We start from the raw sequence: 22,573 nt of genomic DNA, 5'->3' as shown, positions 1-22,573 counted from the left end.
CCGGAAAGAGTCAGCGGTAGGTATTGGCGATGCCCGGCACCGGCGAGATCCAGTCGTTGCCGTTGAAGTCGAAGTCGCGCGGTTTGTCTTCCTGTTCGGGCTTGGCGCTGGTGCTGCCGCTGACGCGGTAAGCCAGCGTGCCGCTGCTGCCTTTGCCGGCGATCGTCTGCAGCGCCTGCACCATCGCCGTAGTGGGCAGCACGTCGAGCTGCACCACGTCGCCGGTGAGCGCCGGGATGTCCCGCTTGAACACCGCGTGCAGCCGGATCGGCACCAGCTCGGCGATCTGCAACTGGCCGTCCAGCGATTTGAAATCCATCTCGCCGTAACTGTTGTTCTGGATGCGCACGGTCAATTGCCATTGGCCGCTAGGCAACACGGACAATTGCTGGATGCTCACGGTGGGCGGATAGACGCTCTTCTTTGCCGGGCCGCAGGCGGTCAGGCCGGCGACCAGGCCGGCGGTCAGCAGGACAAGCAGAAATCCTTGCAGCAGTCGTTTCATGGCTTTACCTCAAACGATTGTTTGAATCTTAGCAAAGTTGGCGGAAATTCCCATGACGCTCCGCAACGGGCATCATCGGCGGTCCGTTCCCAAGAGCCAGCAGATCCGCCCATGACCTCAGCACGTCGCATCATCGCCCGCCGTTCACCGATCCACGGCAACGGAGTCTTCGCCGCCAGCGCCATCGCCAAAGGCGAGGAGATCATCCAGTACAAGGGCAAGCTGCTGACCCATGCCGAGGCCGACGAACTGTATGGCGACGGCGGCGAGACCGGCCATACCTTCCTGTTTACGCTCAACGACGACTACATCATCGACGCGAACCAGCACGGCAACAGCGCGCGCTGGATCAACCACAGCTGCGCACCGAACTGCCGCGCCGTGGTCGAGGAAAGCGCCAGCGGCGATCCGCGCAAGGACAAGGTGCTGATCGAGACGATCCGCGCGATCAAGCCAGGCGAAGAGCTCACCTACGACTACGGCATCGTGCTGGATGTACCGCATACCGCGCGCCTGAAAAAGCTGTGGGTCTGTCTGTGCGGGTCGCCGAAATGCACCGGCACACTGCTCAAGCCGAAGCGGTAGGCAACGGTCAAAATTCGCTTCTATACTCGCCATCGTGGCCCGACATGGGGGAGGGCCGCGAGGACAGCGACAAGGGGAGGGAAGCGATGGAAACGAATCCGTATGCCGCGCCAACGGCCGTGGTCGACGATGTGGCTGCATGGGACGCGCATGATCTGGAAAACCGCAAGGCCGAACGTGGCAGGCGTCTGGGTGCTGCGCTGCTGGATGGCCTGATCAATCTGGTCTGGGTCCTCCCGGTCGTCTGGGGCGCCACCATGGCGGTTGACGTCAAGCAAGGGTTGAAGCCCGCCGCGCCGATGGTGGGTGTGATACTGCTGGGCCTGGCCTTGTTGATCGGCATATTCATCGTCAACTGCATGATGATTCATCGCAGCGGCCAGACCATCGGCAAGCGTGCGCTGGATATTGCCATCGTGCGTACCGACGGCAGCCGCATCGGGTTGGCGCGCTACATCTTCCTGCGGGTGGTGCCGGTCGTCCTGATCAGCCTGATTCCTGTCGTCGGCAGGCTGATCAATCTGGTCGACCCTCTGCTTATCTTCGGCAAGGAGCGCCGCTGCCTGCACGATCTGATCGCCGATACGATTGTCGTCAACGTTTGATGCTCGACACCATTCGCGAGATCGAGACACCCGAAGGCATTTCCTTGCACTTGCGCGCGGCGGGAGCTCTCCCGCGCGCGCAGGCGTGGACGGTCGATCTGTTTCTGCGCATGGGCGTGTTCATGCTGGCGGCGATCCCACTCTCGCTGTTCGGCGTGGGCGGCAAAGGGCTGGCCTTGCTGCTGCTGTTCGCGCTGATGTGGGCGTACTCGGTGGTGTGCGAGGTCTGGTTGGGCGGGCAGACCCTGGGCAAGCGCGCGTTGGGTCTGCGCGTGGTCAACGCGGACGGCACGCCGGTGACCTGGCTGCCGTCGGTGGTGCGCAACCTGCTGCGTGTGGTGGATGCGTTGCCGGGCGTGTATGGCGTGGGCCTGATCAGCACGCTGATCGATCCGCACGCGCGCCGGCTCGGCGACATCGTCGCGGGCACGATGGTGATTCATGTCAGCGAGCTGCCGGCGGGACAGCAAGTACCGTCCCAGGCGGCAGTGCCGCTGCCCGTGGTGCTGGTGGCCGACGAACAGGCTGCGCTGGTGGAGTTCGCCGAACGCTCGGGTCAGCTCACCCCGCAGCGGCAGGAGGAACTGGCCAACCTGCTCACGCCGCTGACCGGGCGCAACGATAGCGCGGCGGTGCGGCAGCTGATCGGGCATGCCAACTGGTTGCTGGGACGGCCATGAAGCAGGAGCGTTTCGTGGCGTTGCACAGTGGTGAGTGGGACAGCCTGCAGTCGTGGCTGAGCGCGCTGGAACGGCAGCCGAAGCGCACCATGCGGCAGGAGCAGGCGCTGGATTTTCCGGTGTCGTACCGGCGTCTCTGTCACCACCTGGCGCTGGCGCGCGGACGCGGTTACAGCCATGAAGTGACCGATCGGCTGCAGCGCATCGTGCAGCAAGGCCATCGCGTGATGTATCGACCGCCGGCGCCGCGCTGGCATCGGGTAGCCAGCTTCCTGATCGCGGGGTTCCCGCGCCTGGTGCGCGCGCAATGGCGCTGCATGGCCGCGGCCGCGGTGCTGTTCTATATGCCGGCCCTGATCACCCTGGTGCTGATGCAGGTGCGCCCCGAGCTGGCGCATACGGTATTCAGCAGTGCCCAGCTCGCCGATGTCGAGAAGATGTACGACCCGGCGAATACGCACCTCGGCCGCAGCAGCGGCACCGACATGCAGATGTTCGGTTTTTACGTGATGAACAATGTCAGCATCGCGTTCCGCACGTTTGCCTCTGGCCTGTTCTTCGGCGTCGGCGCGATCTACGTGTTGGGCGCCAACGGCGTGCTGATCGGCGGCGTGGCCGGGCATCTCACCGCGATCGGTTATGGCGGCCCGTTCTGGCGTTTCGTGGTCGGGCATTCGGCGCTCGAATTGAGCGCGCTGGTGATCGCCGGCGGCGCCGGCTTGCAGCTCGGCTTGACCTTGCTGGCACCGGGCCGGCAGCGGCGCGGGCCGGCGCTGGTCGCCGCCGGCTGGGTCGGTGCGCAATTGGCGCTGGGCGCGTTCGCGATGTTGCTGGCTGCGGCCTTCGTCGAGGCGTACTGGTCGTCGATCGCGGCGTTGCCGGATGTGCTGAAGTTCGGCAGCGGCGCGCTGCTGTGGCTGCTGGTGCTCGGCTGGCTGTGGCGCGGCGGCAGGGGAACCTCGCATGGAGCTTGAGCGGATCAGTGTGGTGCTGCGGCCGCGCGCGCCGCGCGAGGCGCTGGATCTCGGTGCCGCCATGTTGCGCGCGAATGCCGGCGCCGTGTGGTCGGCGTGGTTCGCCTTCACCTTGCCGGTGTTCGTGATCTGCAATGCGCTCGGCGTGATGCTGGATCTGCCATGGCTGGGCCTGGTGTTGATGTGGTGGCTGAAGCCGCTGTTCGACCGGCTGCCGCTGTACGTGCTGTCGCGGGCGGTGTTTGATCGCACGCCGAACTGGCGCGAAACTCTGCGCGGCCAGCGCCAGTGGAGCTGGCGCAGCACGGTGGCCGCGCTCAGCTGGCTGCGCATCGACAGCAATCGCGCGCTGCGTCTGCCGATGGAATTGCTCGAAGGAGCGCCACGCAAGCTGCGCTCGGCGCGCTGGAAAGTGCTGCGCCGCCGCATTGTGGCGGACACCAGTCTGCTGACCTATGGTTGCCTGCAGTTCGAACTGGTGCTGTTTCTCAGTGCGTGGTTGCTGGGGGCGATGCTGATACCGCACGAATGGCGCGCGGATTCGCTGGGCGACTTTTTCCGCAACGACGTGCGCGACGCTTCGACGGCCTGGCTGCTGCTGGCCGCAGCCATGGCGTATCTGGCGATGAGCGCGATCGAGCCGCTGTACGTGGCCTGCGGATTCGCGCTGTATCTCAACCGGCGCACCCAGCTGGAAGCGTGGGATATCGATCTGGCATTCCGCCGCATGCGCACGCGGCTGCAAGGACTCGGCAAGGTACTTGGCATGTTGCTGGCCTGTACCTGCGCCTGGCCGCTGTCGGGCCAGGCGGCGACGCCGTCTGGCGTGCCTCGGAAGCCCTCGGCAACATCGCTGCAGCAAGTGTTCCGGCAGCCGGTTGACAGCGCCGACGCGCGTTTCGCCGCGGCGGCGGCGGAGACCTACCGTGACCCCCGTTTCGGTGGCGAATACACGACGCGAAAGTGGGTGTTCAAATACACGCCCAAGGCGCAGCCCAACGCACAGCCGATACCGTTCCCGGCGTTCGGCGCCGCGCTGGCGATCGTATTCAAGGCCCTGATGTGGCTGCTGCTGATCGTGGCGATCGCTGCGCTGTTGCGTTTTGCCTGGCGCTGGCGTGGACAGCTGGCGCCGACACCCGACGAGCCGGCATCGGCAATGTCGCCGGGTGTGCGCGTGAGTGTCGTGGCGGACGCGCCGCTGCCCGCGGATCTGGCCGGCGCCGCCCGCGCGTTGTGGCAGGCACAGCATCAGCGCGAGGCGCTGGCGCTGCTGTACCGCGGTTGCGTGGAACAGACGGCCCGGCTGCTGAAGGTACCGCCATCGGCGGATGCGACCGAGGCGGACTGGTTGCGCCAGGCCGCGGCGATCGACGATCCGGCGCGCGCACAGCGTGCCATCGCGATCGTGCGCACCTGGCAGTTCGCCGCTTATGCGGGGCGTTACCCGGACGACGCCGGAATGGAACATCTGCTTAGCGGCTGGCCGGTGGAAGCGGGAGCTTCCGCATGAACCGCAAACCGCTTTACACGGCTCTGCTGGTGCTGGGCGTGCTGCTGCTCCTGGTCGGCGCGTTCTTCGCCACGTTCGAGCACAAGGACGTCACCGAAACGGTGGCCGCCAAGGGCGAGGCGCGCTACAACCGCTTCCTTGCGCTGGAGCTGACCTTGCAGCGGTTGAACGTGTCGGCGACCGCGCTGGCCACGCTGGATCCGCAGAAGATGCCGCTGCATCCCGGCGACACGCTGGTGCTGGGCGACGATGCGGCGCGGGTCGATGCGGATGGCGCCACGCGGATCGCGACGTGGGTGCGTGGCGGAGGGCATCTGCTGATGTCGCCCGGGTCGACCGTCACGGCGGTGCACACGCCGCTGTTCGAAGCGCTGCAACTGCTCGATCCGCGCCAGGCGGACTATGCCTGCAGCACCATCGGCGCGGCGGGCGCTGCTGGCGACGACGACGCGAACGGAGTTGCCTTGTGCGGCCGCCGCTTCCTGCTCTCGTCGGCGGCTGCCGCAGCCGTCGATGCGGCAATCGGTGATCCGCAGGATGGCTATTTGTTTGCCCGCACCCGGATGGGGAGGGGTTCGGTCAGCCTGCTGGTCAACTTGAACACTCTTTCGCGCAATGCGCTGAAGCAGACCTCGGCGCAGCGTTTCGGCTGGCGTCTGCTGGCGCCCAATATGGGCCGCGGCGAGATCTATCTGGTGTACGCGTTGGACGGCATTTCGTTCCTCAGGATGCTGTTGCGCGACGGCTGGCCGGCATTGCTGGCGCTGACCTTGCTGCTGGCCGGCTGGATGGCCATGCGCAGTGCCCGGCTTGGCCCATTGATGCCGGCGCCGGCGATGCATCGACGCGCCCTGCTCGAACACGTGCAGGCCGCCGGTGAATTTCTGTATCGCCGCGACGGCGGCCGCAGCCTGCACCAGTTGGCCTGTCACACGGTGTTGGCGCGTCAGCGCCGGCGCGATCCGGCCTGCGCGATGCTCAATGGCGACGCGCTCTACACACGCCTGGCGGAGCGCAGCGGGATCGATGCCGCGCAGATCGCCCAGGCCTTCCAGTCACCCGCGAACGCGCAGGCGTTTCGCGCATGCATCATCACCCTGGCGCGACTCAGGAGCCGCCCATGACCACCGAGACACTCGCCGCCGTGCCGGTCATCCCACCGGTACCGCTTTCGATCGACGAACTCGGCGCGCACGCACGCGCGCTGCGCGTGCAGGTCGCGCAGGCCTTCATCGGCCAGGCCGAAGTATTCGACCAGGTCTTGCTGGCCTTGCTCGCCGCCGGCCACGTGCTGATCGAAGGCGTGCCCGGGCTGGGCAAGACCTTGCTGGTGCGCGCGCTGGCCGCATCGGTCGGCTGCACCTTCGGGCGCGTCCAGTTCACCCCCGACCTGATGCCGGCGGATGTCACCGGTCACGCGATCTACGATCCGAAGACCGAGCGCTTCCAGATCCGCCGCGGCCCCGTGTTCGCGAACCTGCTGCTGGCCGACGAGATCAATCGCGCACCGGCAAAGACGCAGGCCGCGCTCCTCGAATCGATGCAGGAAGGGCAGGTGACCATCGAAGGTCGCCGCTTCGCGTTGCCGGCGCCGTTCATGGTGGTGGCCACGCAGAATCCGATCGAGCAGGAGGGCACCTACCCGTTGCCCGAAGCGCAGCTGGACCGCTTCCTGATCAAGGTGGTGATCGGCTATCCCAGCGCGGAGGACGAAAGCCGGATGGTCGCCAGCGTGGTCAACGGCAAGGTCGCCGCCGACCTCGATGTCTCGCGCGTGCAGCCGGTGATGAGCCAGGCCGAACTGATGGCTTTGCAGCAAGGCGTCGCCGCGATCCGCATGGATGCGGCGGTGACCGACTACGCCGTGCGCATCGTGCGCACCACGCGCGAATGGCCGGGCGTGATCGGCGGCGCGGGTCCGCGCGGCGGGCTGGCGCTGGCGCGGCTGGCGCGCGCGCAAGCGGTGCTCGATGGCCGTGATTTCGTCACGCCCGACGACGTGCGCGCGGTGGCGCTGCCGGCGTTGCGGCATCGGCTGATGCTGGCGCCGGAAGCGTTGATCGAACGCCAGCGGCCCGACGACTTGCTCAGGGCGCTACTGCACAAGGTGCCTGCGCCACGCCAATGATGCGACCCGCCCCGCCCCTGCTGTGGCTGTTGGCCGGCTGGACCGTGATCGGTGTGCTGGCCAGCCTGGCGTGGCTGCCGTTGTCGGCATGGCTGGCCTGCGGCGCCGTCATCGCGATGCTGGCGCTGGTCGACGGCTGGCGTCTGCGGCGGCTGCCTTCGCCCAGCGTGCAGCGCGACGTATCGCCGGTGATGCCGCTGGGGCCGGAGGCGCGGGTCGGTCTGCGTCTGCGCGCGTCTGCGGCGCGCACCCAGCACCTGCGGCTGCACGATCTGCATCCGGGCGGCTGGGCCGTGCGCGGCATGCCGCGCAAACTTTCGTTGCCGCCGGGCAGCGACATGCTGCTCGACTACACGGTGACGCCGGACGCGCGCGGCCAATTCGGCTTCGACGGTTGCCATCTGCAGTTGCGTTCGCCGTGGCACTGCTGGTCTTCGCGCCGCGTGGTCGGCACGCCGTCGACGGTGCGCGTGTATCCGAATTTCGCGTCGCTGGCCGAGCTGGCCGGACTCAGCGTGGAGCTGGCTTCGCGCAGCGTCGGCGCGCGGCTGCAGCGGCGCCGCGGCGAAGGCACCGAGTTCCAGGAACTGCGCGACTACCGCGTCGGCGACAGCTTGCGCAAGATCGACTGGAAAGCCACCGCGCGCAGCAGCCGGCTGATCTCGCGCGAGTATCGCGACGAGCGCAACCAGCAGGTGGTGCTGATGCTCGACTGCGGTCGCCGCATGCTGGCGCAGGACGATCAGCTGGCGCATTTCGATCATGTGCTGAACGCATCGCTGGCCTTGGCCAGTATCGCGCTGCGCCAGGGTGACGCGGTCGGCATGCTGGCCTGCACCGGCCAGCAGCAGCGCTGGCTGCCGCCGCAACACGGCAATGGTGGCATGGACATGCTGCTGGGCGCCGGCTACGACTTGCACGCGATGCCGCTGTCCACCGACTACCTCGCCGCGGCCAGCGCGCTGCAGGCGCACCAGCAGCGCCGCGCACTGGTGGTGCTGATCACCAACGTGCGCGACGAGGACGACGCGGAATTGCGCATGGCAGTATCGATGCTGGCCAAGCGGCATCTGGTGATGCTGGTCAGCCTGCGCGAACTGGCGTTGGACCGCGCCGCGATCGAGCCGGGCGACGAGCTGGAAACCAGCATCCGCAGCGCGGCCGCGATGCACTACCTGGCCGAACGCGAGCGCGTGCACGAAGGCCTGCGTCGCGAAGGCGTGAACACGCTCGACGTCAGTTGCGCGGAATTGTCCGGCGCGCTGATCGAGCGCTATCTCGCGGTGAAGCGCAGCAGTCGGCTGTAGTGGGTCTACCGCGGTGTGGGATGCCTGCATGTTTGTGGGAGCGACTTCAGTCGCGATGCTCTTCGATGTGTGCCAAAAACTAGTGAAGCAAGAGCATCGCGACTGAAGTCGCTCCCACATGGTGCAATAGGGCATAGCGGTTGCCCGCCGTACCTCAATCCTCTTCCGCGTGCGGTTTCCACGCCTCGCTGAGCTGCTTCTGCACGGTCGGCGGTACGGGCTCGTAGTGGCTGAGGTCGAGGCTGTAGCGGCCGCGGCCGCCGGTCATCGATTTCAGTTCGGTGGGGTAGTCGACCAGCTCTGCCAGCGGCGCCTGTGCCTTGATCACCAGCTCGCCGCCGCGCTGGGTGTCGGTGCCCATGATGCGTGCGCGCTTGCCGGCGAGGCCGCCGGTGACGTCGCCCACGTTGTGTTCGGGAATCGCCACCTCGACGTTGACGATCGGCTCCAGCACGATGGGCCGCGCCTTGCCGATCGCGTCGAGAAACGCCTTCTTGCCGGCGCTGATGAAGGCGACTTCCTTCGAGTCGACCGGATGGTATTTGCCGTCGTACACGGTCACCCGCAGATCCTGCAGCGGATAGCCGGCGATCGCGCCATGCTCCATCGCCTGACGCACGCCTTTCTCGATCGCCGGCAGAAACTGGCCGGGAATCACGCCGCCTTTCACCGCATCGACGAATTCAAAACCGGTCCCGCGTTCGAGCGGCTCCACCCGCAGGAACACTTCGCCGAACTGGCCGGCGCCGCCGGTCTGCTTCTTGTGACGGTGATGGCCTTCGGCTTGGCCGGAAATGGTTTCCCGGTAGGCGATGCGTGGCGGATGGGTCACCACCTCGACCCCGTAACGTTCGCGCATGCGCTCCAGCATCACCTTCAGATGCAGGTCGGACAGCCCGCGCACCACCGTCTCGTTGAGCTCCTTGTGGTGCTCCACGCGGAAACACGGATCCTCCTCGGCCAGCCGTCCCAACGCGTTGGAGAGTTTCTGCTCATGGCCTTTGTGCTTCGGCTCCAGTGCGAGGCCGAACATCGGCGACGGAAACGTCAGCGGCGCCAGTGCGATCCGATCCTCGTCGTGCGAGTCGTGCAGCACCGCGTCGAAGTGGATGTCCTCGATCTTCGCCACTGCGGCGATGTCGCCCGGGATCGCCGCCTCGATCTCCACATGCGTCTTGCCCTGCAGCCGGAACAGATGGCCGACCTTGAACGGCTTGCGGCCGTCGTCGACCAGCAACTGGCTGTCGCGGCGGATCGTGCCTTGCCACACGCGGAAGACGCCGAGCTTGCCCACGAACGGATCGTTGACGATCTTGAACACGTCGGCGATCACATGACTGGCCGGATCGGCGCTGACCGCCAGCGGCGAGCCATCGCTGCGCACGAAGGGTGGCGGATTGCCTTCGGCCGGATTCGGCAGCAGCCGCGTGGCGACATCCAGCAGTTCGTTGACGCCGGCGCCGGTGCGCGCGCTGACGAAGCAGATCGGTACCAGATGGCCTTCACGCAGGCACTGCTCGAACGCATCGTGCAACTGCTGCGGGGTCAGTGCGCCTTCGCCCGCGTCGAGGTACTGGTCCATCATGGTTTCGTTGATTTCGACGACCTGGTCGAGGATGCGCTGATGCGCCTCGGCCAGCGAAGAAAAATCGGTGGCGCCTTCGCTGTGGAAAAAGCAGTCCAGCACGCGCGTGCCACGTCCGGCGGGCAGGTTCACCGGCAGGCATTCGTTGCCGAACTCCTCGCGCAGCGCATCCACCACAGCCGCCAGGTTGGCGCCGTCGAAGTCGATCTTGTTGACCACGAGCATGCGCGCAAGTCCGCGCTGCTTCGCATGCATCATCATGCGGCGGGTGCCGTGCTCGATGCCGTTGATCGCGTTGACCACGATCGCCACGGTTTCCACCGCGGCCAGCGCGGCCAGCGTGGCGCCGCGGAAATCGGCATAGCCGGCGGTGTCGATCAGGTTGAGGTGGCAATCGTCCCGATCCAGATGTGCGATGCACGTGTCGATCGAATGTACGCGGGCCTTCTCCTGGCTGTCGGTATCCGACACCGTGTTGCCGCGCTCGACCGTGCCCGGTGCCTGGATCGCGCCGCCGGCCAGCAGCAGCGCTTCGAACAGCGTGGTCTTGCCCACGCCGGCATGGCCGACGAACGCGATGTTGCGGATGCTTTCCGTGGTGTATGTCACGATGCGACCCTCCTCAAGCAGGGCGTGGCCTCGTGGCATGAACGGCGCCGCATGAGGCCGCGCGTTGGCGGCTGACGATGGCGGGCCGTCATGGTCGTTCCTCGCATGCGCAGAGCGGGCGTCTGCACAGGATGAGGGCGGTCATGGCGGAGCGGTGCGTTGCACCACGCGTCTAGACTTGAGCGAACCGCCGATGCGGTCAAGCTGCAGTGCGGGGAACCGGCAGCGTGTGGCAGCGGTCTGTAGTGCGCGTGAACTCCACACCCGCTGGCCGGTGCGTCGGGGTTCAAGCGCCCTCCGGCATCCTGCCGACAGCCATCCGCATCCCACGAGGCATCGTCATCGTCCGTCCGCAGCAGGCCGCACATCAACGCCAGCCATGGCTGAGCCAGGATCAGCCGGATGGCGGACTGGCACCGCTGGACGGCCCGACTCTGGCGCGGTTGCGGCAGCGGCGCTGGCGCGAGCCGCAGCACGATCGCCGGCAGCGCTGGCTCGCGATCGCGGTGGCTGTGCCGCTGCATGCGCTGTTCGTGGTGGCGATCTGGTACGGCATGCGGCCGCGGCCGACCCCCGCGGTGGCGACACGAACCGACGAAATACTGCGGATTCGCTTCATCACCCGATCGCCCATCCCGATGGTCGAACCGCCGCCCGCGCAGGACTTGCCACCGCCTCCGAAGCCGCGCGTGCGGCCCAGGCTGCCCGAGCCGGTCGCGAAGGAGGCGATGACCTTGCAGCTGCCGGCGCCCAAGCCAGCCACCGCGGCGCGACTGTACGACGAGCATGGCCAGCCGCTGCTGCCGGCGGCCGCCGCCAGCGCGCCCGTGCCCGGCTATGTACAGAACCAGCCGCAAGGCGACGCGCGCATCATGCAGCACACCGATCCGATCAAGTACAAGGCGACGCGCTTCGAGAAGTACTTTCCGCCACCGGATGAAACGGCCGGCGGCGCGGCGGTTCGGCATGTGGTCGATGCGGTGTTGAAATCGAAGGACGTGAACCTGCCCGGTGGCGTGCATCTGAAATGCATGACGGTGCTGGGCATTCCGACGCCGAATTGCATCAATCCGCCGGCGCCGCCCTCGGCCAAGGACGGCGACGAGCGCCTCAGCATGGCGCCGGCCAAGCCGCTGGATGGCGAGGCGCATGCGCCAAAGCCGCCCAGCGTGGAGGCGTGCATCGCGATGTATCGCGCCGGCAAGCCGCTGGAGCCGGGTTGCCCGGTCGATACGCCGAATCGTTCGGTCGACGCCGAATTGCGCGAACGCGCCGCGAGCGCTGCCCGCAGTCATTGAGATGCTCTGATTAGATCAGAGCATCTTGAGTGTCATGCGGAACGGCCGCCGCGCCCGCTACACTGGCCGCATGCCCTTGCCACCCCCGGACCAACCTGCTGCCGGCCGTTCCGCCAATCCCGCGCGGATCATGCTGAACTCGCCGCTGGCGGCTGCCTCCCGGGCGCGCGTCTACCATCAACGCACCCGTCAGCGCCCACGCGAGCGTGGCCTGCATGCGGTCGCCGCGATCGGCGCGCTGCTGGTGCACATCGTGTTCCTGTTTAGTTTCGTGCTGGGGCCGGCCTACGAGTTGCCGCCGCCGACGGCGCCGAAGCTGCAGTTCATGCAGGTGCGCCTGATCGAACCACCCGAGCCGCCACCGCCGCCACCGGTGCGCGGCACACCGCCCAAAGAGCGCGGTCCGCGGCATCAAGGCCGCAGCAGCCAGCCCACGCCGAGCAGCGAGCGCAGTGCGTTTACGCAGGCAACGGTAGCGGCGTCGCCCGCGCCGGCCGCCGCGACGCCGGTGCTCGCAAAGGCCGCGAAGCCGCATGCGCCGGCACCGAAACCAAAGGCCGCGCCGCCGCCGCCAGTGAGCCTGCCGAAGCCGGCGCCGACACCCGACCTGCAGCCGGTTCCGCTGGCCGGCGAACCGCCGACGGTGGCGCTGCCGACGCCGGCCTTGCAGCCGCCGGTGCCGCCGAAGTTCCAGCCCGAATCCGTGCGCAAGCCGCAACTGGAAGGTACCCAGCCGCTGACGCCGCCGGCCTCGCTGGCGCTGCCGGAAGTGCCGCCGCAGTCACCGCCACCGATCAGCGTAGCCAGCGTCACGTTGAATACCGAGGTGCCGAAAACCAACGCGCCAGCCAGCGTGGTGCCGGCCCGTGCCGAGATTGCCGCCGCGCCGCCGGTGCCCGAGCTGCAGCCGATTCCGCTGCCGGCCCAGCCATCGCCGAGCGTGAACCTGCAGACGTCATTGAGTGCGCCGGCGCCGACCGTACCGAATGAGAAACCGCAGGTGCAGGCGCCGACGATCGACGTGGCCGAAGCCGAACTGGAAGCGGTGCCGCTGGCTCCCGCCACACCGGCGCGAACCGAGGCGCAGACGCCGAGCGTGAAGGTCGAGGTTGCCGATACCGCACGCACGCCAGCCATCAAGCCGTCCATCGAACGGCCGCAACTGAGTGCGCCAGTGGCGACCGCCGCCGCGGCCACGCCGACCACCACCGCGACCAGCACGCCGGCCCAGTCGCCGTCACCTGCCGCGACCGAGCAACCTGCTGCGCACGAGACCAACCCAAGTCCGGGCGACCTCAGCAGCGGGCGCGACGTCAGCCGTGCACCCAACGCTACGCCGCAAGGCAGCGACACGGCCACGCCGGGTGAGCCCAACGGCGTCGTTGCCGCACCGGAAACGGACACCGGCAAGAACACGGCCGCCACATCGCCGAAAACAGGGCAGGGCAGCGACAAGGGCAGCGCCGGGCAACAACAAGGTACCGGCCAGCCCGGCGGCAACCAGCCCGGTGCCGACCAGGGCGAGAAGCAAGGCGAACTCGGCGGCTACGTGCAACTGAAGCCGCGCGGCGATACCTCGATCATGAGCCATGGCACGCCGAACATCGGTTACAAGCCGACCCGCTTCGACCAGAACTGGACCCCCGAAGGCGAGAGTTCGATCGACACCGCGCTGCGTCATGCGGTGGAAAAAACCACGGTCAAACACACCTTCCATCTGCCCCGCGGTGTACGCGTCGAGTGCGCGGTGATGCCACTGCTGCCGATGTCGCTGTTCGGCTGCAAGAACCCCGATCCGCCGGCCAAGCCGCTCGACGCGAAAGTCTACGAACGCCTGCACCTCGCTCCCGCCAACCCGGTGACGCCACCTGCACCCGCAGCCAGCAGCGCAGCTCCGGCACCGATGATCAAACTCGACAACGGCGCCGAATGCGCAGCGGCCCGCGTCGCCGGCGGCCCGCCACCACCGGGCTGCGAAGGCATCGTGCTGCCGGTCAAGCGGGCCAGTACGCCCGCCTCATCGTCCAGTTCGTGGGTGCCGGCCAGCGACCAGTTCCATTGAGGCATACGTAGTGCCTGCGCCAAGCCCCGATCCGGCGGGCTTGGCAGGCATCGGCGTGCCTCCGTTGGCCGTGCAGTACGCTCTTTTGCGCCATCCTGGTTTTGGACTTGCGCGTTTCACCGGCAGATCGCCAGGCGGGTTTTCGCGCCCTGAAAGGTTCACATTTGGGGCTAATATTTCGTTCAAGGCGGACGGCTATGCCGACGCTTGACTCCAGCGTCGGGCCGCACCACGAACTCCCGGAGAGATGACCATGCACAGGTGGTATACAAGGCCGGTTCTCTTCGTTAGTGACCTGAATCGTGCGCTGCACTTCTATATCGAAACACTCGGTTTCGAAAAGGCCTGGCATGAAGGCGATGGACAGGGGAAGGTATGTCAGATCGATAGGGCGGAATGCGAGATCATTCTGTGCGAGGATGCCGGACGCAAGGACAAGGGACGCCTGTTTGTAGAGCTCACGCGCGATGGCATTGCGGAATTCAAGCGCGAAATGGTTGAGCGCTCCATTCCCAACCAGATCTCTTGGTGGGGCTACGATGTGATCAAGATAGAAGATCCCGATGGCAATGAACTGCTCTTTCCATTGCCGGATAGCGGTAGCGAACCGGGTCGCATGGCCTAAGCGCATGGTCGACCGGGTCGATGAAATCGGTTACGGCAAACGGTCATGCATCGCGACAGCGGCCGCTTACTCCGGCGTTAGGTTGCAAGAATGAGCACACCACCATTCCGCGCCTCACTAACCAACGCCATCCGTTACTGGGAGCGCGGCCGTCTCATCTACAACGCAGCCCTTCTAGGTGTCGTAGGGGCCATCTTCCTGTTTCACCTGTCGCAGTCCTGGCAAGCCATGTCCTTCGATCTGCTGCAAGGTCTCTTTGTGCTGGCTGTCTTGGCAAACGTCGCCTACTGCGCCGCCTACCTTGTCGATCTGGTTGTACAGTCGTCCGGGTACCGGGCTGCGTGGTTCAAGTTTCGTTGGGCGCTTCTCGTTCTTGGTATTTTGTTCGCCTCCGTCATTACACAGTTCGTTGCCCGCGGCATTTTCGCCAATGCAACCTAATACCTCGTTCAAGGCGGACGACTTCGCCGCCGCTTAACTCCAGCGTCAGGGAGCTTGGGAAGAATGCTGCATACCGCCGCTTTCTTGATTGCCGCACTCGGGATTGCCCACTCCATCTTGGGGGAGCGGTACATCCTCATCCGTCTGTTCCGTCGAGACAATCTGCCCAGGCTGTTTGGTGGCACCGAGTTCACGGTACGCACGCTTCGCTTTGCGTGGCACATAACCAGTGTGCTTGCCTTCGGATTTGCCGTCGTCTTGTTCCAGTTGGCCGGCCAAGCCTCGGCTTCGGCGCTTGCATCTGCCATCGGCTGGACCTTTATTGCTTGCGGCCTATTGCCACTGGTCCTTACGCGCGGTCGCCACCTATCGTGGCTGATATTCTTCGCAGCAGGTGGGCTGTGCCTGTACTGGGTCGACCCCTGACAATTCATTCAAGGCGGACGGCTTCGCCGCCGCCCAACTCCAGCGTTAGGCGCCAAACATGCTTCACGCATTCTGGGATTGGACAAAGTTTGGCTTGGGGTTTGGCCTTGCCTGCCTCGTTGCAGGCTTGATCGTCACTCTGCCGCTGCTGCTATTCAAACCTCTTCGAAAACGCTTCTCGCGTTCTAACTATGACGTAGAGACGATTGGCGCCGTTGCTCTGCTCGGCGCGCTTCTTGTCATAGGCCTCTACAATCACTTTGGCGCAAATGGCGTCTAACATCTCGTTCAAGGCGGACGACTACGCCGCCGCTTAACTCCAGCGTTAGACCGTACTTCATACCATGCTCACATTGGCAAAAATAAGTACGTATCAATCATTCGGCGGTGACGCCGATGGATGGTCTCGTAATAGATCCGGTGTTACATCGGGCATCACCGACGAGGATTGGCGGTTGATCGAAGAGCTTCGTCAGGGGAGCAATCTTGTTTCATCAGGCCAAGCATCGCCCGAGTTCGCGGTCACGTTCGAGCACCGATTCGCGGCTTTGGTACCAGACGAGCAAGTGCGTCAGGCAATCCGTAAGCTCGCAGCATGATTCCTGTTGGGCCGGTTCGGTCTAACATCTCGTTCAAGGCGGACGCCTCCGGCGCCGCTTAACTCAAGCGTTAGGCCACAAGGACTGTCTGCTGTGAACTCTCATCAAAAGTTGGCCATTCTTATTCTTCGTCTTATGGCTGCTGTATGGACGGCCTTCATCGTGCTCGGCTGGAGCATGTACGCGATCGAGGCTGCTGCAGGCGTCAATGTTCAGCACTACCCTGCGCACACAGTCATAGGCAACATGGCTTACATTGTCGTCGGTGTGCTTGTGCTCATCTTTTCCAAGCCAATTGGTAAGTGGCTCGGTCGTGACCTTGGCGACAAGGCCTAACATCTCTTTCAAGGCGGACGCGCTAACGCGCGCGTTAGGCATCATGAAGAGCCTCCTTGCAGCTCTTGCGTTTTTCATCAGCTTCAGCGCTTCCGCAGCTGATGCGTTTCATTACGATCAGCGCTTGGCAATTGATCTCTCTCGGGCATATCTGAGCGCTTTCAATCGAAAACATCCGGCTGAAAGTGGCTACACGGACGCCGCCCGTGGGCTGGTCTCATCCGCCATAGCTGCTCACAATCGGCATCTGGTCTTTGTCACTTTTGCAGGCAGCGGCGGCCCGGGCGGTTCTTACGTAGAATTGGAGCTTTGCAAAGAGACAAATTTGCTCACCGTTGTCGAGGCTGGGGCCGTCGACAACATCCAAGCGTACCGGGCCGACGTCATGCGTGTTAACTCAAAAATATATGTTGCAAGCCCAGCTGTATGCCCAGTCGAAGTGCCATGATGTCTAACATCTCGTTCAAGGCGGACGGCTCCGCCGCCGCTTAACTCCGGCGTTAGGTCACGATGGTTACCTCAGCACGATTGGGAGCTTGGATAGATGCCATCGCCAGCGCTACATCGCTTGCAATGGCGGCGTGGCTGTATCGGGCCTCACGGATTGCTGTGGACGAAACCGTGGCTCGCTACGGGCACAACGTCGACTCCGGCGTATACGAGCTCGTCGCAGCGAACTGGTACTTTCTTCCGGCTTTCGCAGTACTCGGTTTTGCTGCGGTCGCCATGTTCTGTGGCTGGGCCTGGCGCAAGCTTATTCACTGGCTCGCATGGCTGCTCGTACTGCTTCCCATCGTTTGGCTCTTGGCGTCCGAAATATTTCGTGTCATGGCCTAACATCTCGTTCAAGGCGGATGGCTTCGCCGCCGCTTAACTCAAGCGTTAGGCATATCAAGGGAGTGCGTATGCAAGACACCGTTAGGCGTTACTTCAAGATCTTCATCGGTGTAATCGGCGCACTTGTATCTGGCGCGCTGGTCGTGTCTGGCCTCAAGAGCGGCTCTGTTCCTGGCTTTGGCCGAACAGACCTCGTAGCGGGCACTATGCATAGCCATGCATCACAGTCATCGCAATTTTGGTTCATCATCTTCTTCTGGTTGGTGGCATGCGCTGGGTTCATTTGGCTTGCTTGGTCTGCCTATCGTGACTAGCTGTATGCCTAACAACTCGTTCAAGGCGGACGGGTACGCTGCCGCCTAACTCAAGCGTTAGGCGGTTCGAAAAATCGTCATCGGGGTCGAAATGGATATCGAAAAGAAGTACTGGTTTCCTGCTAAGCGGTACGGCTGGGGTTGGAGCTTCCCAGCCCGGTGGCAAGGCTGGGCCGTTTTCGTCGCCTATGCTGCGTCCTTAGTGCTCCTCAGACATTTCTTGCCGCCAGCAAGAGATCACGCACTATTCTTTGCCGGCATCGCGGTCTCCACGGCCATTCTCCTTGCAGTGTGTTGGCTCAAAGGTGAGCCGCCAAGTTCGCGCCGTGGGCAGTAATTGCGCGCCTAACAAATCGTTCAGGGCGCACGCCTCCGGCGCCGCTTAACTCCAGCGTTAGAGGTTGAAGACATGAAGCCACAGGAACTAACGACGCTTGCGCTACGAGTCTTGGCTGTTTTCATCGCCTCGCGAGCGCTCGTCTATCTAGCCGAGGCTGTCGTCTTCGTGGTTGTTCCAAACCAAAATCAGTTCGGCTTATCGCTTCCAGTCATCGCCCTAATTTCTTTACTTGGGCCGGCAATTGCGGCAATCGTCGTTTGGTGGTGTGCGCCTTATCTAGCACGGCTAGCTGCACGCGGCATCACTGATCTCCCGGTGGCTACGCTAGACCAGCAGTCAATTGTCGGTGCGGTGTTCGTCGCAGCGGGCACTCTCATATTTACCCTCGCGCTACCGGATTTGGCCGGCAGCGTAATTCGCGCATTTGGCGGGCCTGGGCTGTTCGTGTTGCCGTCACTTGTTGCCAGCATCGTCCAGTGCATCCTTGGTACAGCTCTCGTTTTAGGTGCGCGGGCTACTTCTCGGCTCCTGCTCCGTCTACGCTATGCGGGTACTGGGGCGCACGATCTCTAACATTTCGTTCAAGTTGGACGACTTCGCCGCCGCATAACTTCCAGCATTAGGTGCCATACGCGCATGCGTCTTTGGTCGTTACACCCCAAATACCTAGACACTCAAGGCCTTGTCGCACTATGGCGGGAGGGTTTGCTGGCTCGTGCGGTCCTTCGCGGGAACACGCACGGGTACAAGCATCACCCACAACTCGACCGCTTCGCGGCGCATGCGCAGCCGCGCCTGGCGATCAACGCCTATCTTGCTGGGGTCTACGCGGAGGCAAAGGCCCGTGGATACTCGTTCGATCGCACCAAGATAGGGCCGGTCAAAGTCGTTGAGCCTATCGTTGTTACCACCGGCCAAATTCATCACGAGTGGCAGCACTTGCTAGCCAAGCTGGCTGTACGCAGCCCGGCGCAGTTTGAGCAATGGAGACTACTCAAGCGGCCAATGTGCCACCCACTACTTCGCCAAAGCGCCGGGCCAGTAGCATCATGGGAGCGGGTGCAAGTGGCACCTAACCAATCGTTCAAGGCGGACGCCTCCGGCGCCGCTTAACTCCAGCGTCAGAGCCTAGGTGAACAATGTTGCCAATTGAGTTGAAGGCTTCGCTAGCTATAACGCTTCGACATCTCGCAGCAAGTCGCTTCTATTTGCCGCAAACGCTGCCAAGCCAAGATGCTGATGCCTGCTGGTTATCGATGGAGGGGTTCTTGCATCACAACGAACTTGGTCTTGCTCTCGACGACGCCATGGAGCTTGGTGAGCTATGCAGCGCCCCAAAGGAGTTCTGGGGCGAGTTACACAGCGCTGCTGTAAACATGGGCCTTCAAAGCGAAGTAGCATTGCTACAGGCTAGGCTCTAACTATTCGTTCAAGGCGGACGGCTTTGCCGCCGCTCAACTCCAGCGTTAGGCATGCATGGGCAAATATTCGGCAGCATGGAAGCGGTATCGCCATATTCAGGCCTGGTTCTTGTCCTGGTGGCTTGGAGGCTTGGTCTTGCCGTTCTTGCTGCTGCTAAACCATGCATCATCACTTACACAAGCCAATCGGCAAGTTCTAATCTTTAGTTACCTTGGTCTCTGGCTAGCTGGCACGTTCTACTGGCGCATACGCTTAAGTCGCTTTCGTTGCCCAAGGTGTTCGCAATATTTCGTAGGCAACTCTCGGGTTCCGCTTGTAGCTTGCCCTCACTGCGGCCTCAAGCGATACCAAGATGCCTAACCACTCATTCAAGCGGACGGCTTCGCCGCTTAACTCAAGCGTTAGCCTGTAGGAGAGAACATGTCGAGTGTTGTGTCACCAAAGCAAATCGCTGCCTCCCTCACAGAACTTTGGTCTCCGCGGGTGATCGGTGAGGTCGATGATGCCTATATCAAAGTTGCAAAAGTCCGTGGCTCGTTGGCCTGGCACAGTCACGAGAACGAAGACGAGCTGTTTCTCATACTCAAAGGCCGTCTCCGCATCGAACTGGAAGGGAACACCGTGGAGCTTGGCGAGGGTGAGATGTACATCGTCCCCAAGGGCGTTCGCCACAATCCGGTCGCGGAGGAAGAGTGTCAACTCATGCTCATCGAGCGCAAGTCAACGCTGCACACTGGCACGGTGGCCACCGAGAAAACTCGGTCTTTGGCTGAGCAACTGCGCCCGGTATGAGCGGACTCTTCAACCAGCGGGCTATGCTCGCATTGCCACGGGGCGTTGTTCGGGCCCCAACAACTCGTTCAAGGTGGACGGCTTCGCCGCCGCTTAACTCCAGCGTTAGGTCTTCCATATGCGTGCTTTCCTAGTCATCCTCGTTGCGCTTTCGCTCTCCCAAAACGCATGGAGCGCCGAGCGCAATGCCAACCTACAACTTGCTGCACATGCGCGAGCGCTGGAATCGCAATCACAGGCAACTCTTGGCATAAGCCTTCGTCAAATATCCCTATTGCTACAAGCCGACCCGCATGTATTTAATCGCAAGGAGACGTTAGAGCAGGACGGTTCTTGGCCTCTGCTCAAAGACCTTGAGGCCAAGGGATTCGTGGAAATCCATGAGCCGCATACGCTGCCAGACGGCGATACAAATATGCTGGGTGCTTCAGTCGTTCAGTATCGCGCAACAACTAAAGGACTAGCAGTAGTCACCGCCATCAACACTAAGTAACCTAACATTTCGTTCAAGGCGGACGGCTTCGCCGCCGCTCAACTCCAGCGTTATGCATAAAACACTCAACTTTCTCGCGTTGTTTCTTCTAGGCTTTGGTGCGAGTGCCAATTCGGCCTCGTCTGAGCGCGCCGTTTTGTTGCCAACGACACAGGCACGACACGTCCTTCAGCAATGTTCTCGCGAGACACCGGGGCCGGTCAGCGGCGTATGGATGGTTAGTCCTGCGGTGATTGCGAAGCTAGAACAGGACTTGCCGAAGCTCTCAAAAATGGTGTCTCAAACTTGCTGTGGCAAAAGCCTGTCCGTTTCAGGCCCGTCTGCATTCTATAGACAGTACGTCGGTGTCAGCATCAACGGTCACGACTACGTATATATCAATGCGTTTCATGACCACCCGATCTATCTCCATCCCCAGGATCGAGATCGCTGGCGCAGTGAGCCTGAAATCGTTTGCGACGGTGGCGATAGCTTCTGGGGGGTACTATACGATCCAGAAGCAAGACAATTTTCTCAGCTGTCGTTCAATGGCTCCGCGTAGGGGCGAGCAATTCGTTCAAGGTGGACAGCTACGCCGTGGCTTAACCCTAGCGTTAGAAGGTAGCGTGCGTAACTTTTTCGTGGGCCAAAACATCACGCCATTTTCTACGGCTCTACGGCTAGCCTTTGCTGCGGTGTGTCTCGCGTCTGCAGGGTTTTTGCTGGTCCTTCTTGCAATGTCGTGGCATGCGCGTGTGCTTCTCGTTTTGGGGTTCGTATGCGCAGTGGTCGGCATCTTCGGCGGCATCTGCGCAATATTCTATGGCTGGTGGTGTGCTCTTGCTCGTTCACGCGGTAGTTAGCGGTGTCGCAACCTTCTAACAACTCGTTCAAGGCGGACGGCTTCGCCGCCGATTAACTCCAGCGTTAGACAATAAGGGGAAGGAAATATGCCAAGCAAGTTTGAAGACATCAAGATCGTCGCTATGGACGACGAGGCCTCATACAAGAGCGAGCCGAATACTCAAATGGTGCACGTCGTTCTTACCCTTTCTGCGTCGGCACCGCACGAATGGGCTCAGTATTTTGATGGCCGGTGGCAGCAGCAGTTCTACATGATGAAGCGGCGCGCTTCTGTATTGGGTAAGCGTCTAGAAATCTATTGCGTCCCCGATGAGCTCCAGCGGCATCACATACCTGAGCTTAACAAGGTCATTGCTGAAACAAACGCTACTTACCGGTCGTATGTAGAAAAAGCTCAGCGTGCTGCTGCTGAGCGCGACGCCGCAGATTCGCGAGAGCGGGCTGAGCTTGCTGATCTCAAATCGAAGCTCAAATTCGACTAGCTGTTGTCTAACAGCTTGTCCAAGCGGACGCACGAAAAAGCGCGCCGCGTAACTCCAGCGTTAGGGCTAACCAAGCATGGCTCGGCAATCCTGCTGCGACAATTTCAAGTGGTCCGCTGAGCGTGACCTTGGTCATGCCGATTCAATGGAGTTTGCGCTTGGTAGCTGCTCTCATTGCGGTGCAATATTCGTAAACGTATTCTGTGTTGCCACCGCCATCTCGGGTTACGAGCCGGTTTCTCCTACTGACTCACAACAAATGAGGGACATCTCTGCTGGGCCGGAGCTGAAAAGCTTCATGCGGTCATGGTCTCGTACACATATCTAGTGAGCGCGGGCCCTAACCATTCGTTCCAAGGCGGACGGCTACGCCGCCGCTTAACTCCAGCGTTAGGCCCTACTGATGACCTCGCATTTCACATTCGCCGGCATGTTAGTCATCCTCGCGCTAGCGATCTCTGCGTTACTGTATTCGTTCGTAATCTTCGATCGCTTGGTCCGCACTGAGTACGCACAAGATCGAGCAGCTTGGGAGGCTAACGGTCGACCTCACGGCTTTTTCTGGCGTGCGCCTGAGTGCACAATGTTCCGCAGCGCATGGGCCACTCATCGTCTATCCTTTGTTTGGCTCTTCAAAAATCCAACATGGGCGGCTTCCTCCGCCACCTATCGCGGTTGGCTAAAACGTTTGCGTATGTGCGTACTCGCTTGGAACGTCGCAATTTTTGGCTTGGCAATTGCCTTCGCCATGACGGTTCTGAAATGAGCGCGC

24 protein-coding genes are annotated in these 22,573 nt (G+C 62.8%); 22 read left to right on the top strand and 2 right to left on the bottom strand.

Features of this window, described 5'->3' with window-relative positions; translation table 11 throughout:
- Positions 1-10: 10 nt before the first annotated feature.
- Complete coding sequence (locus BUA26_RS04425; RefSeq protein ID WP_072758241.1) at positions 11-505, bottom strand: hypothetical protein; 495 nt, start codon at positions 503-505, stop codon at positions 11-13.
- Between the two features lie 111 nt (positions 506-616).
- Between BUA26_RS04425 and BUA26_RS04420 the strand changes: the two genes are divergently transcribed.
- From BUA26_RS04420 to BUA26_RS04385, 8 genes are all read left to right on the top strand, one after another.
- Positions 617-1,090: an SET domain-containing protein gene (locus BUA26_RS04420; RefSeq protein ID WP_072758238.1), complete on the top strand. Its 474-nt coding sequence runs from the start codon at positions 617-619 to the stop codon at positions 1,088-1,090.
- 86 nt (positions 1,091-1,176) lie between these two features.
- Positions 1,177-1,695, top strand: coding sequence for an RDD family protein (locus BUA26_RS04415; RefSeq protein WP_072760018.1), 519 nt, complete (start codon positions 1,177-1,179; stop codon positions 1,693-1,695).
- Positions 1,695-2,375, top strand: coding sequence for an RDD family protein (locus BUA26_RS04410; protein ID WP_072758236.1), 681 nt, complete (start codon positions 1,695-1,697; stop codon positions 2,373-2,375). Before BUA26_RS04415 ends, BUA26_RS04410 begins: the two co-directional genes overlap by 1 nt.
- On the top strand, positions 2,372-3,349 hold the full coding sequence (locus BUA26_RS04405; protein ID WP_072758234.1) for a stage II sporulation protein M: 978 nt from the start codon (positions 2,372-2,374) through the stop codon (positions 3,347-3,349). The genes BUA26_RS04410 and BUA26_RS04405 overlap by 4 nt, the downstream gene beginning before the upstream one ends.
- Positions 3,339-4,862 carry a DUF4129 domain-containing protein gene (locus BUA26_RS04400; protein WP_072758232.1) on the top strand — a complete coding sequence of 508 codons (1,524 nt, stop codon included), beginning with the start codon at positions 3,339-3,341 and terminating at the stop codon, positions 4,860-4,862. The genes BUA26_RS04405 and BUA26_RS04400 overlap by 11 nt, the downstream gene beginning before the upstream one ends.
- A complete protein-coding gene (locus BUA26_RS04395) occupies positions 4,859-5,986 on the top strand; it encodes a hypothetical protein (RefSeq protein WP_072758230.1) in 1,128 nt (375 codons plus the stop codon). Before BUA26_RS04400 ends, BUA26_RS04395 begins: the two co-directional genes overlap by 4 nt.
- Positions 5,983-6,990, top strand: a complete 1,008-nt coding sequence (locus tag BUA26_RS04390) for an AAA family ATPase (protein ID WP_072758228.1) — start codon at positions 5,983-5,985, stop codon at positions 6,988-6,990. Before BUA26_RS04395 ends, BUA26_RS04390 begins: the two co-directional genes overlap by 4 nt.
- The gene (locus BUA26_RS04385; protein WP_072760017.1) at positions 6,990-8,297 is read left to right on the top strand and encodes a DUF58 domain-containing protein; all 1,308 of its coding nucleotides are present in this window, start codon (positions 6,990-6,992) and stop codon (positions 8,295-8,297) included. The genes BUA26_RS04390 and BUA26_RS04385 overlap by 1 nt, the downstream gene beginning before the upstream one ends.
- Before the next feature lie 154 nt (positions 8,298-8,451).
- On the opposite strand, the gene fusA is transcribed toward BUA26_RS04385, so the two are convergent.
- The gene (gene fusA, locus BUA26_RS04380; RefSeq protein ID WP_072760016.1) at positions 8,452-10,491 is read right to left on the bottom strand and encodes an elongation factor G; all 2,040 of its coding nucleotides are present in this window, start codon (positions 10,489-10,491) and stop codon (positions 8,452-8,454) included.
- Positions 10,492-10,718: 227 nt separating this feature from the next.
- On the opposite strand from fusA, the gene BUA26_RS04375 reads away from it, so the two are divergent.
- The 14 genes from BUA26_RS04375 (at position 10,719) to BUA26_RS04315 (ending at position 21,801) form a co-directional block, all read left to right on the top strand.
- Positions 10,719-11,789, top strand: a complete 1,071-nt coding sequence (locus tag BUA26_RS04375) for a hypothetical protein (protein WP_255368158.1) — start codon at positions 10,719-10,721, stop codon at positions 11,787-11,789.
- A 70-nt stretch (positions 11,790-11,859) separates the two neighbouring features.
- Positions 11,860-13,851, top strand: a complete 1,992-nt coding sequence (locus BUA26_RS04370) for a hypothetical protein (RefSeq protein ID WP_255368157.1) — start codon at positions 11,860-11,862, stop codon at positions 13,849-13,851.
- Between the two features lie 247 nt (positions 13,852-14,098).
- Positions 14,099-14,476, top strand: a complete 378-nt coding sequence (locus BUA26_RS04365; RefSeq protein WP_143154173.1) for a glyoxalase superfamily protein — start codon at positions 14,099-14,101, stop codon at positions 14,474-14,476.
- 90 nt (positions 14,477-14,566) lie between these two features.
- A complete protein-coding gene (locus BUA26_RS04360) occupies positions 14,567-14,917 on the top strand; it encodes a hypothetical protein (protein WP_072758222.1) in 351 nt (116 codons plus the stop codon).
- Between the two features lie 63 nt (positions 14,918-14,980).
- Positions 14,981-15,343, top strand: coding sequence for a hypothetical protein (locus BUA26_RS04355; RefSeq protein ID WP_072758220.1), 363 nt, complete (start codon positions 14,981-14,983; stop codon positions 15,341-15,343).
- A 58-nt stretch (positions 15,344-15,401) separates the two neighbouring features.
- Positions 15,402-15,623: a hypothetical protein gene (locus tag BUA26_RS04350; protein WP_072758211.1), complete on the top strand. Its 222-nt coding sequence runs from the start codon at positions 15,402-15,404 to the stop codon at positions 15,621-15,623.
- Between the two features lie 412 nt (positions 15,624-16,035).
- Positions 16,036-16,278 carry a hypothetical protein gene (locus tag BUA26_RS04345; RefSeq protein WP_143154171.1) on the top strand — a complete coding sequence of 81 codons (243 nt, stop codon included), beginning with the start codon at positions 16,036-16,038 and terminating at the stop codon, positions 16,276-16,278.
- Positions 16,279-16,321: 43 nt separating this feature from the next.
- The gene (locus BUA26_RS20035; protein ID WP_143154170.1) at positions 16,322-16,726 is read left to right on the top strand and encodes a hypothetical protein; all 405 of its coding nucleotides are present in this window, start codon (positions 16,322-16,324) and stop codon (positions 16,724-16,726) included.
- A 1,112-nt stretch (positions 16,727-17,838) separates the two neighbouring features.
- Entirely contained in the window at positions 17,839-18,342 is a 504-nt protein-coding gene (locus tag BUA26_RS04330; RefSeq protein WP_072758204.1) for a hypothetical protein, read from the top strand.
- A gap of 63 nt (positions 18,343-18,405) precedes the next feature.
- Positions 18,406-18,882: a pyrimidine dimer DNA glycosylase/endonuclease V gene (locus BUA26_RS20685; protein ID WP_072758202.1), complete on the top strand. Its 477-nt coding sequence runs from the start codon at positions 18,406-18,408 to the stop codon at positions 18,880-18,882.
- Positions 18,883-19,611: 729 nt separating this feature from the next.
- Positions 19,612-19,983: a cupin domain-containing protein gene (locus BUA26_RS04320; protein WP_072758200.1), complete on the top strand. Its 372-nt coding sequence runs from the start codon at positions 19,612-19,614 to the stop codon at positions 19,981-19,983.
- A gap of 118 nt (positions 19,984-20,101) precedes the next feature.
- Positions 20,102-20,476: a hypothetical protein gene (locus BUA26_RS20030; RefSeq protein ID WP_143154169.1), complete on the top strand. Its 375-nt coding sequence runs from the start codon at positions 20,102-20,104 to the stop codon at positions 20,474-20,476.
- A 52-nt stretch (positions 20,477-20,528) separates the two neighbouring features.
- On the top strand, positions 20,529-21,017 hold the full coding sequence (locus BUA26_RS20025; protein ID WP_143154168.1) for a hypothetical protein: 489 nt from the start codon (positions 20,529-20,531) through the stop codon (positions 21,015-21,017).
- A gap of 388 nt (positions 21,018-21,405) precedes the next feature.
- A complete protein-coding gene (locus tag BUA26_RS04315) occupies positions 21,406-21,801 on the top strand; it encodes a hypothetical protein (RefSeq protein WP_072758198.1) in 396 nt (131 codons plus the stop codon).
- Positions 21,802-22,573 lie beyond the last annotated feature (772 nt).

Origin of the sequence: Rhodanobacter sp. OK091, assembly GCF_900142825.1 — a bacterium.
Taxonomy (GTDB): domain Bacteria; phylum Pseudomonadota; class Gammaproteobacteria; order Xanthomonadales; family Rhodanobacteraceae; genus Rhodanobacter.
The sequence above is the reverse complement of the archived record's forward strand: the minus strand, read 5'-3'. Positions and strand labels throughout refer to the sequence as shown.

Excerpts from the sequence above, each read along its gene's own strand:
- BUA26_RS04425 (WP_072758241.1), bottom strand. The coding sequence starts at position 505 with ATGAAACGACTGCTGCAAGGATTTCTGCTTGTCCTGCTGACCGCCGGC.
- BUA26_RS04420 (WP_072758238.1), top strand. The coding sequence starts at position 617 with ATGACCTCAGCACGTCGCATCATCGCCCGCCGTTCACCGATCCACGGC.
- BUA26_RS04415 (WP_072760018.1), top strand. The coding sequence starts at position 1,177 with ATGGAAACGAATCCGTATGCCGCGCCAACGGCCGTGGTCGACGATGTG.
- BUA26_RS04410 (WP_072758236.1), top strand. The coding sequence starts at position 1,695 with ATGCTCGACACCATTCGCGAGATCGAGACACCCGAAGGCATTTCCTTG.
- BUA26_RS04405 (WP_072758234.1), top strand. The coding sequence starts at position 2,372 with ATGAAGCAGGAGCGTTTCGTGGCGTTGCACAGTGGTGAGTGGGACAGC.
- BUA26_RS04400 (WP_072758232.1), top strand. The coding sequence starts at position 3,339 with ATGGAGCTTGAGCGGATCAGTGTGGTGCTGCGGCCGCGCGCGCCGCGC.
- BUA26_RS04395 (WP_072758230.1), top strand. The coding sequence starts at position 4,859 with ATGAACCGCAAACCGCTTTACACGGCTCTGCTGGTGCTGGGCGTGCTG.
- BUA26_RS04390 (WP_072758228.1), top strand. The coding sequence starts at position 5,983 with ATGACCACCGAGACACTCGCCGCCGTGCCGGTCATCCCACCGGTACCG.
- BUA26_RS04385 (WP_072760017.1), top strand. The coding sequence starts at position 6,990 with ATGCGACCCGCCCCGCCCCTGCTGTGGCTGTTGGCCGGCTGGACCGTG.
- BUA26_RS04370 (WP_255368157.1), top strand. The coding sequence starts at position 11,860 with ATGCCCTTGCCACCCCCGGACCAACCTGCTGCCGGCCGTTCCGCCAAT.
- BUA26_RS04365 (WP_143154173.1), top strand. The coding sequence starts at position 14,099 with ATGACCATGCACAGGTGGTATACAAGGCCGGTTCTCTTCGTTAGTGAC.
- BUA26_RS04360 (WP_072758222.1), top strand. The coding sequence starts at position 14,567 with ATGAGCACACCACCATTCCGCGCCTCACTAACCAACGCCATCCGTTAC.
- BUA26_RS04355 (WP_072758220.1), top strand. The coding sequence starts at position 14,981 with ATGCTGCATACCGCCGCTTTCTTGATTGCCGCACTCGGGATTGCCCAC.
- BUA26_RS04350 (WP_072758211.1), top strand. The coding sequence starts at position 15,402 with ATGCTTCACGCATTCTGGGATTGGACAAAGTTTGGCTTGGGGTTTGGC.
- BUA26_RS20035 (WP_143154170.1), top strand. The coding sequence starts at position 16,322 with ATGAAGAGCCTCCTTGCAGCTCTTGCGTTTTTCATCAGCTTCAGCGCT.
- BUA26_RS04330 (WP_072758204.1), top strand. The coding sequence starts at position 17,839 with ATGAAGCCACAGGAACTAACGACGCTTGCGCTACGAGTCTTGGCTGTT.
- BUA26_RS20685 (WP_072758202.1), top strand. The coding sequence starts at position 18,406 with ATGCGTCTTTGGTCGTTACACCCCAAATACCTAGACACTCAAGGCCTT.
- BUA26_RS04320 (WP_072758200.1), top strand. The coding sequence starts at position 19,612 with ATGTCGAGTGTTGTGTCACCAAAGCAAATCGCTGCCTCCCTCACAGAA.
- BUA26_RS20030 (WP_143154169.1), top strand. The coding sequence starts at position 20,102 with ATGCGTGCTTTCCTAGTCATCCTCGTTGCGCTTTCGCTCTCCCAAAAC.
- BUA26_RS20025 (WP_143154168.1), top strand. The coding sequence starts at position 20,529 with ATGCATAAAACACTCAACTTTCTCGCGTTGTTTCTTCTAGGCTTTGGT.
- BUA26_RS04315 (WP_072758198.1), top strand. The coding sequence starts at position 21,406 with ATGCCAAGCAAGTTTGAAGACATCAAGATCGTCGCTATGGACGACGAG.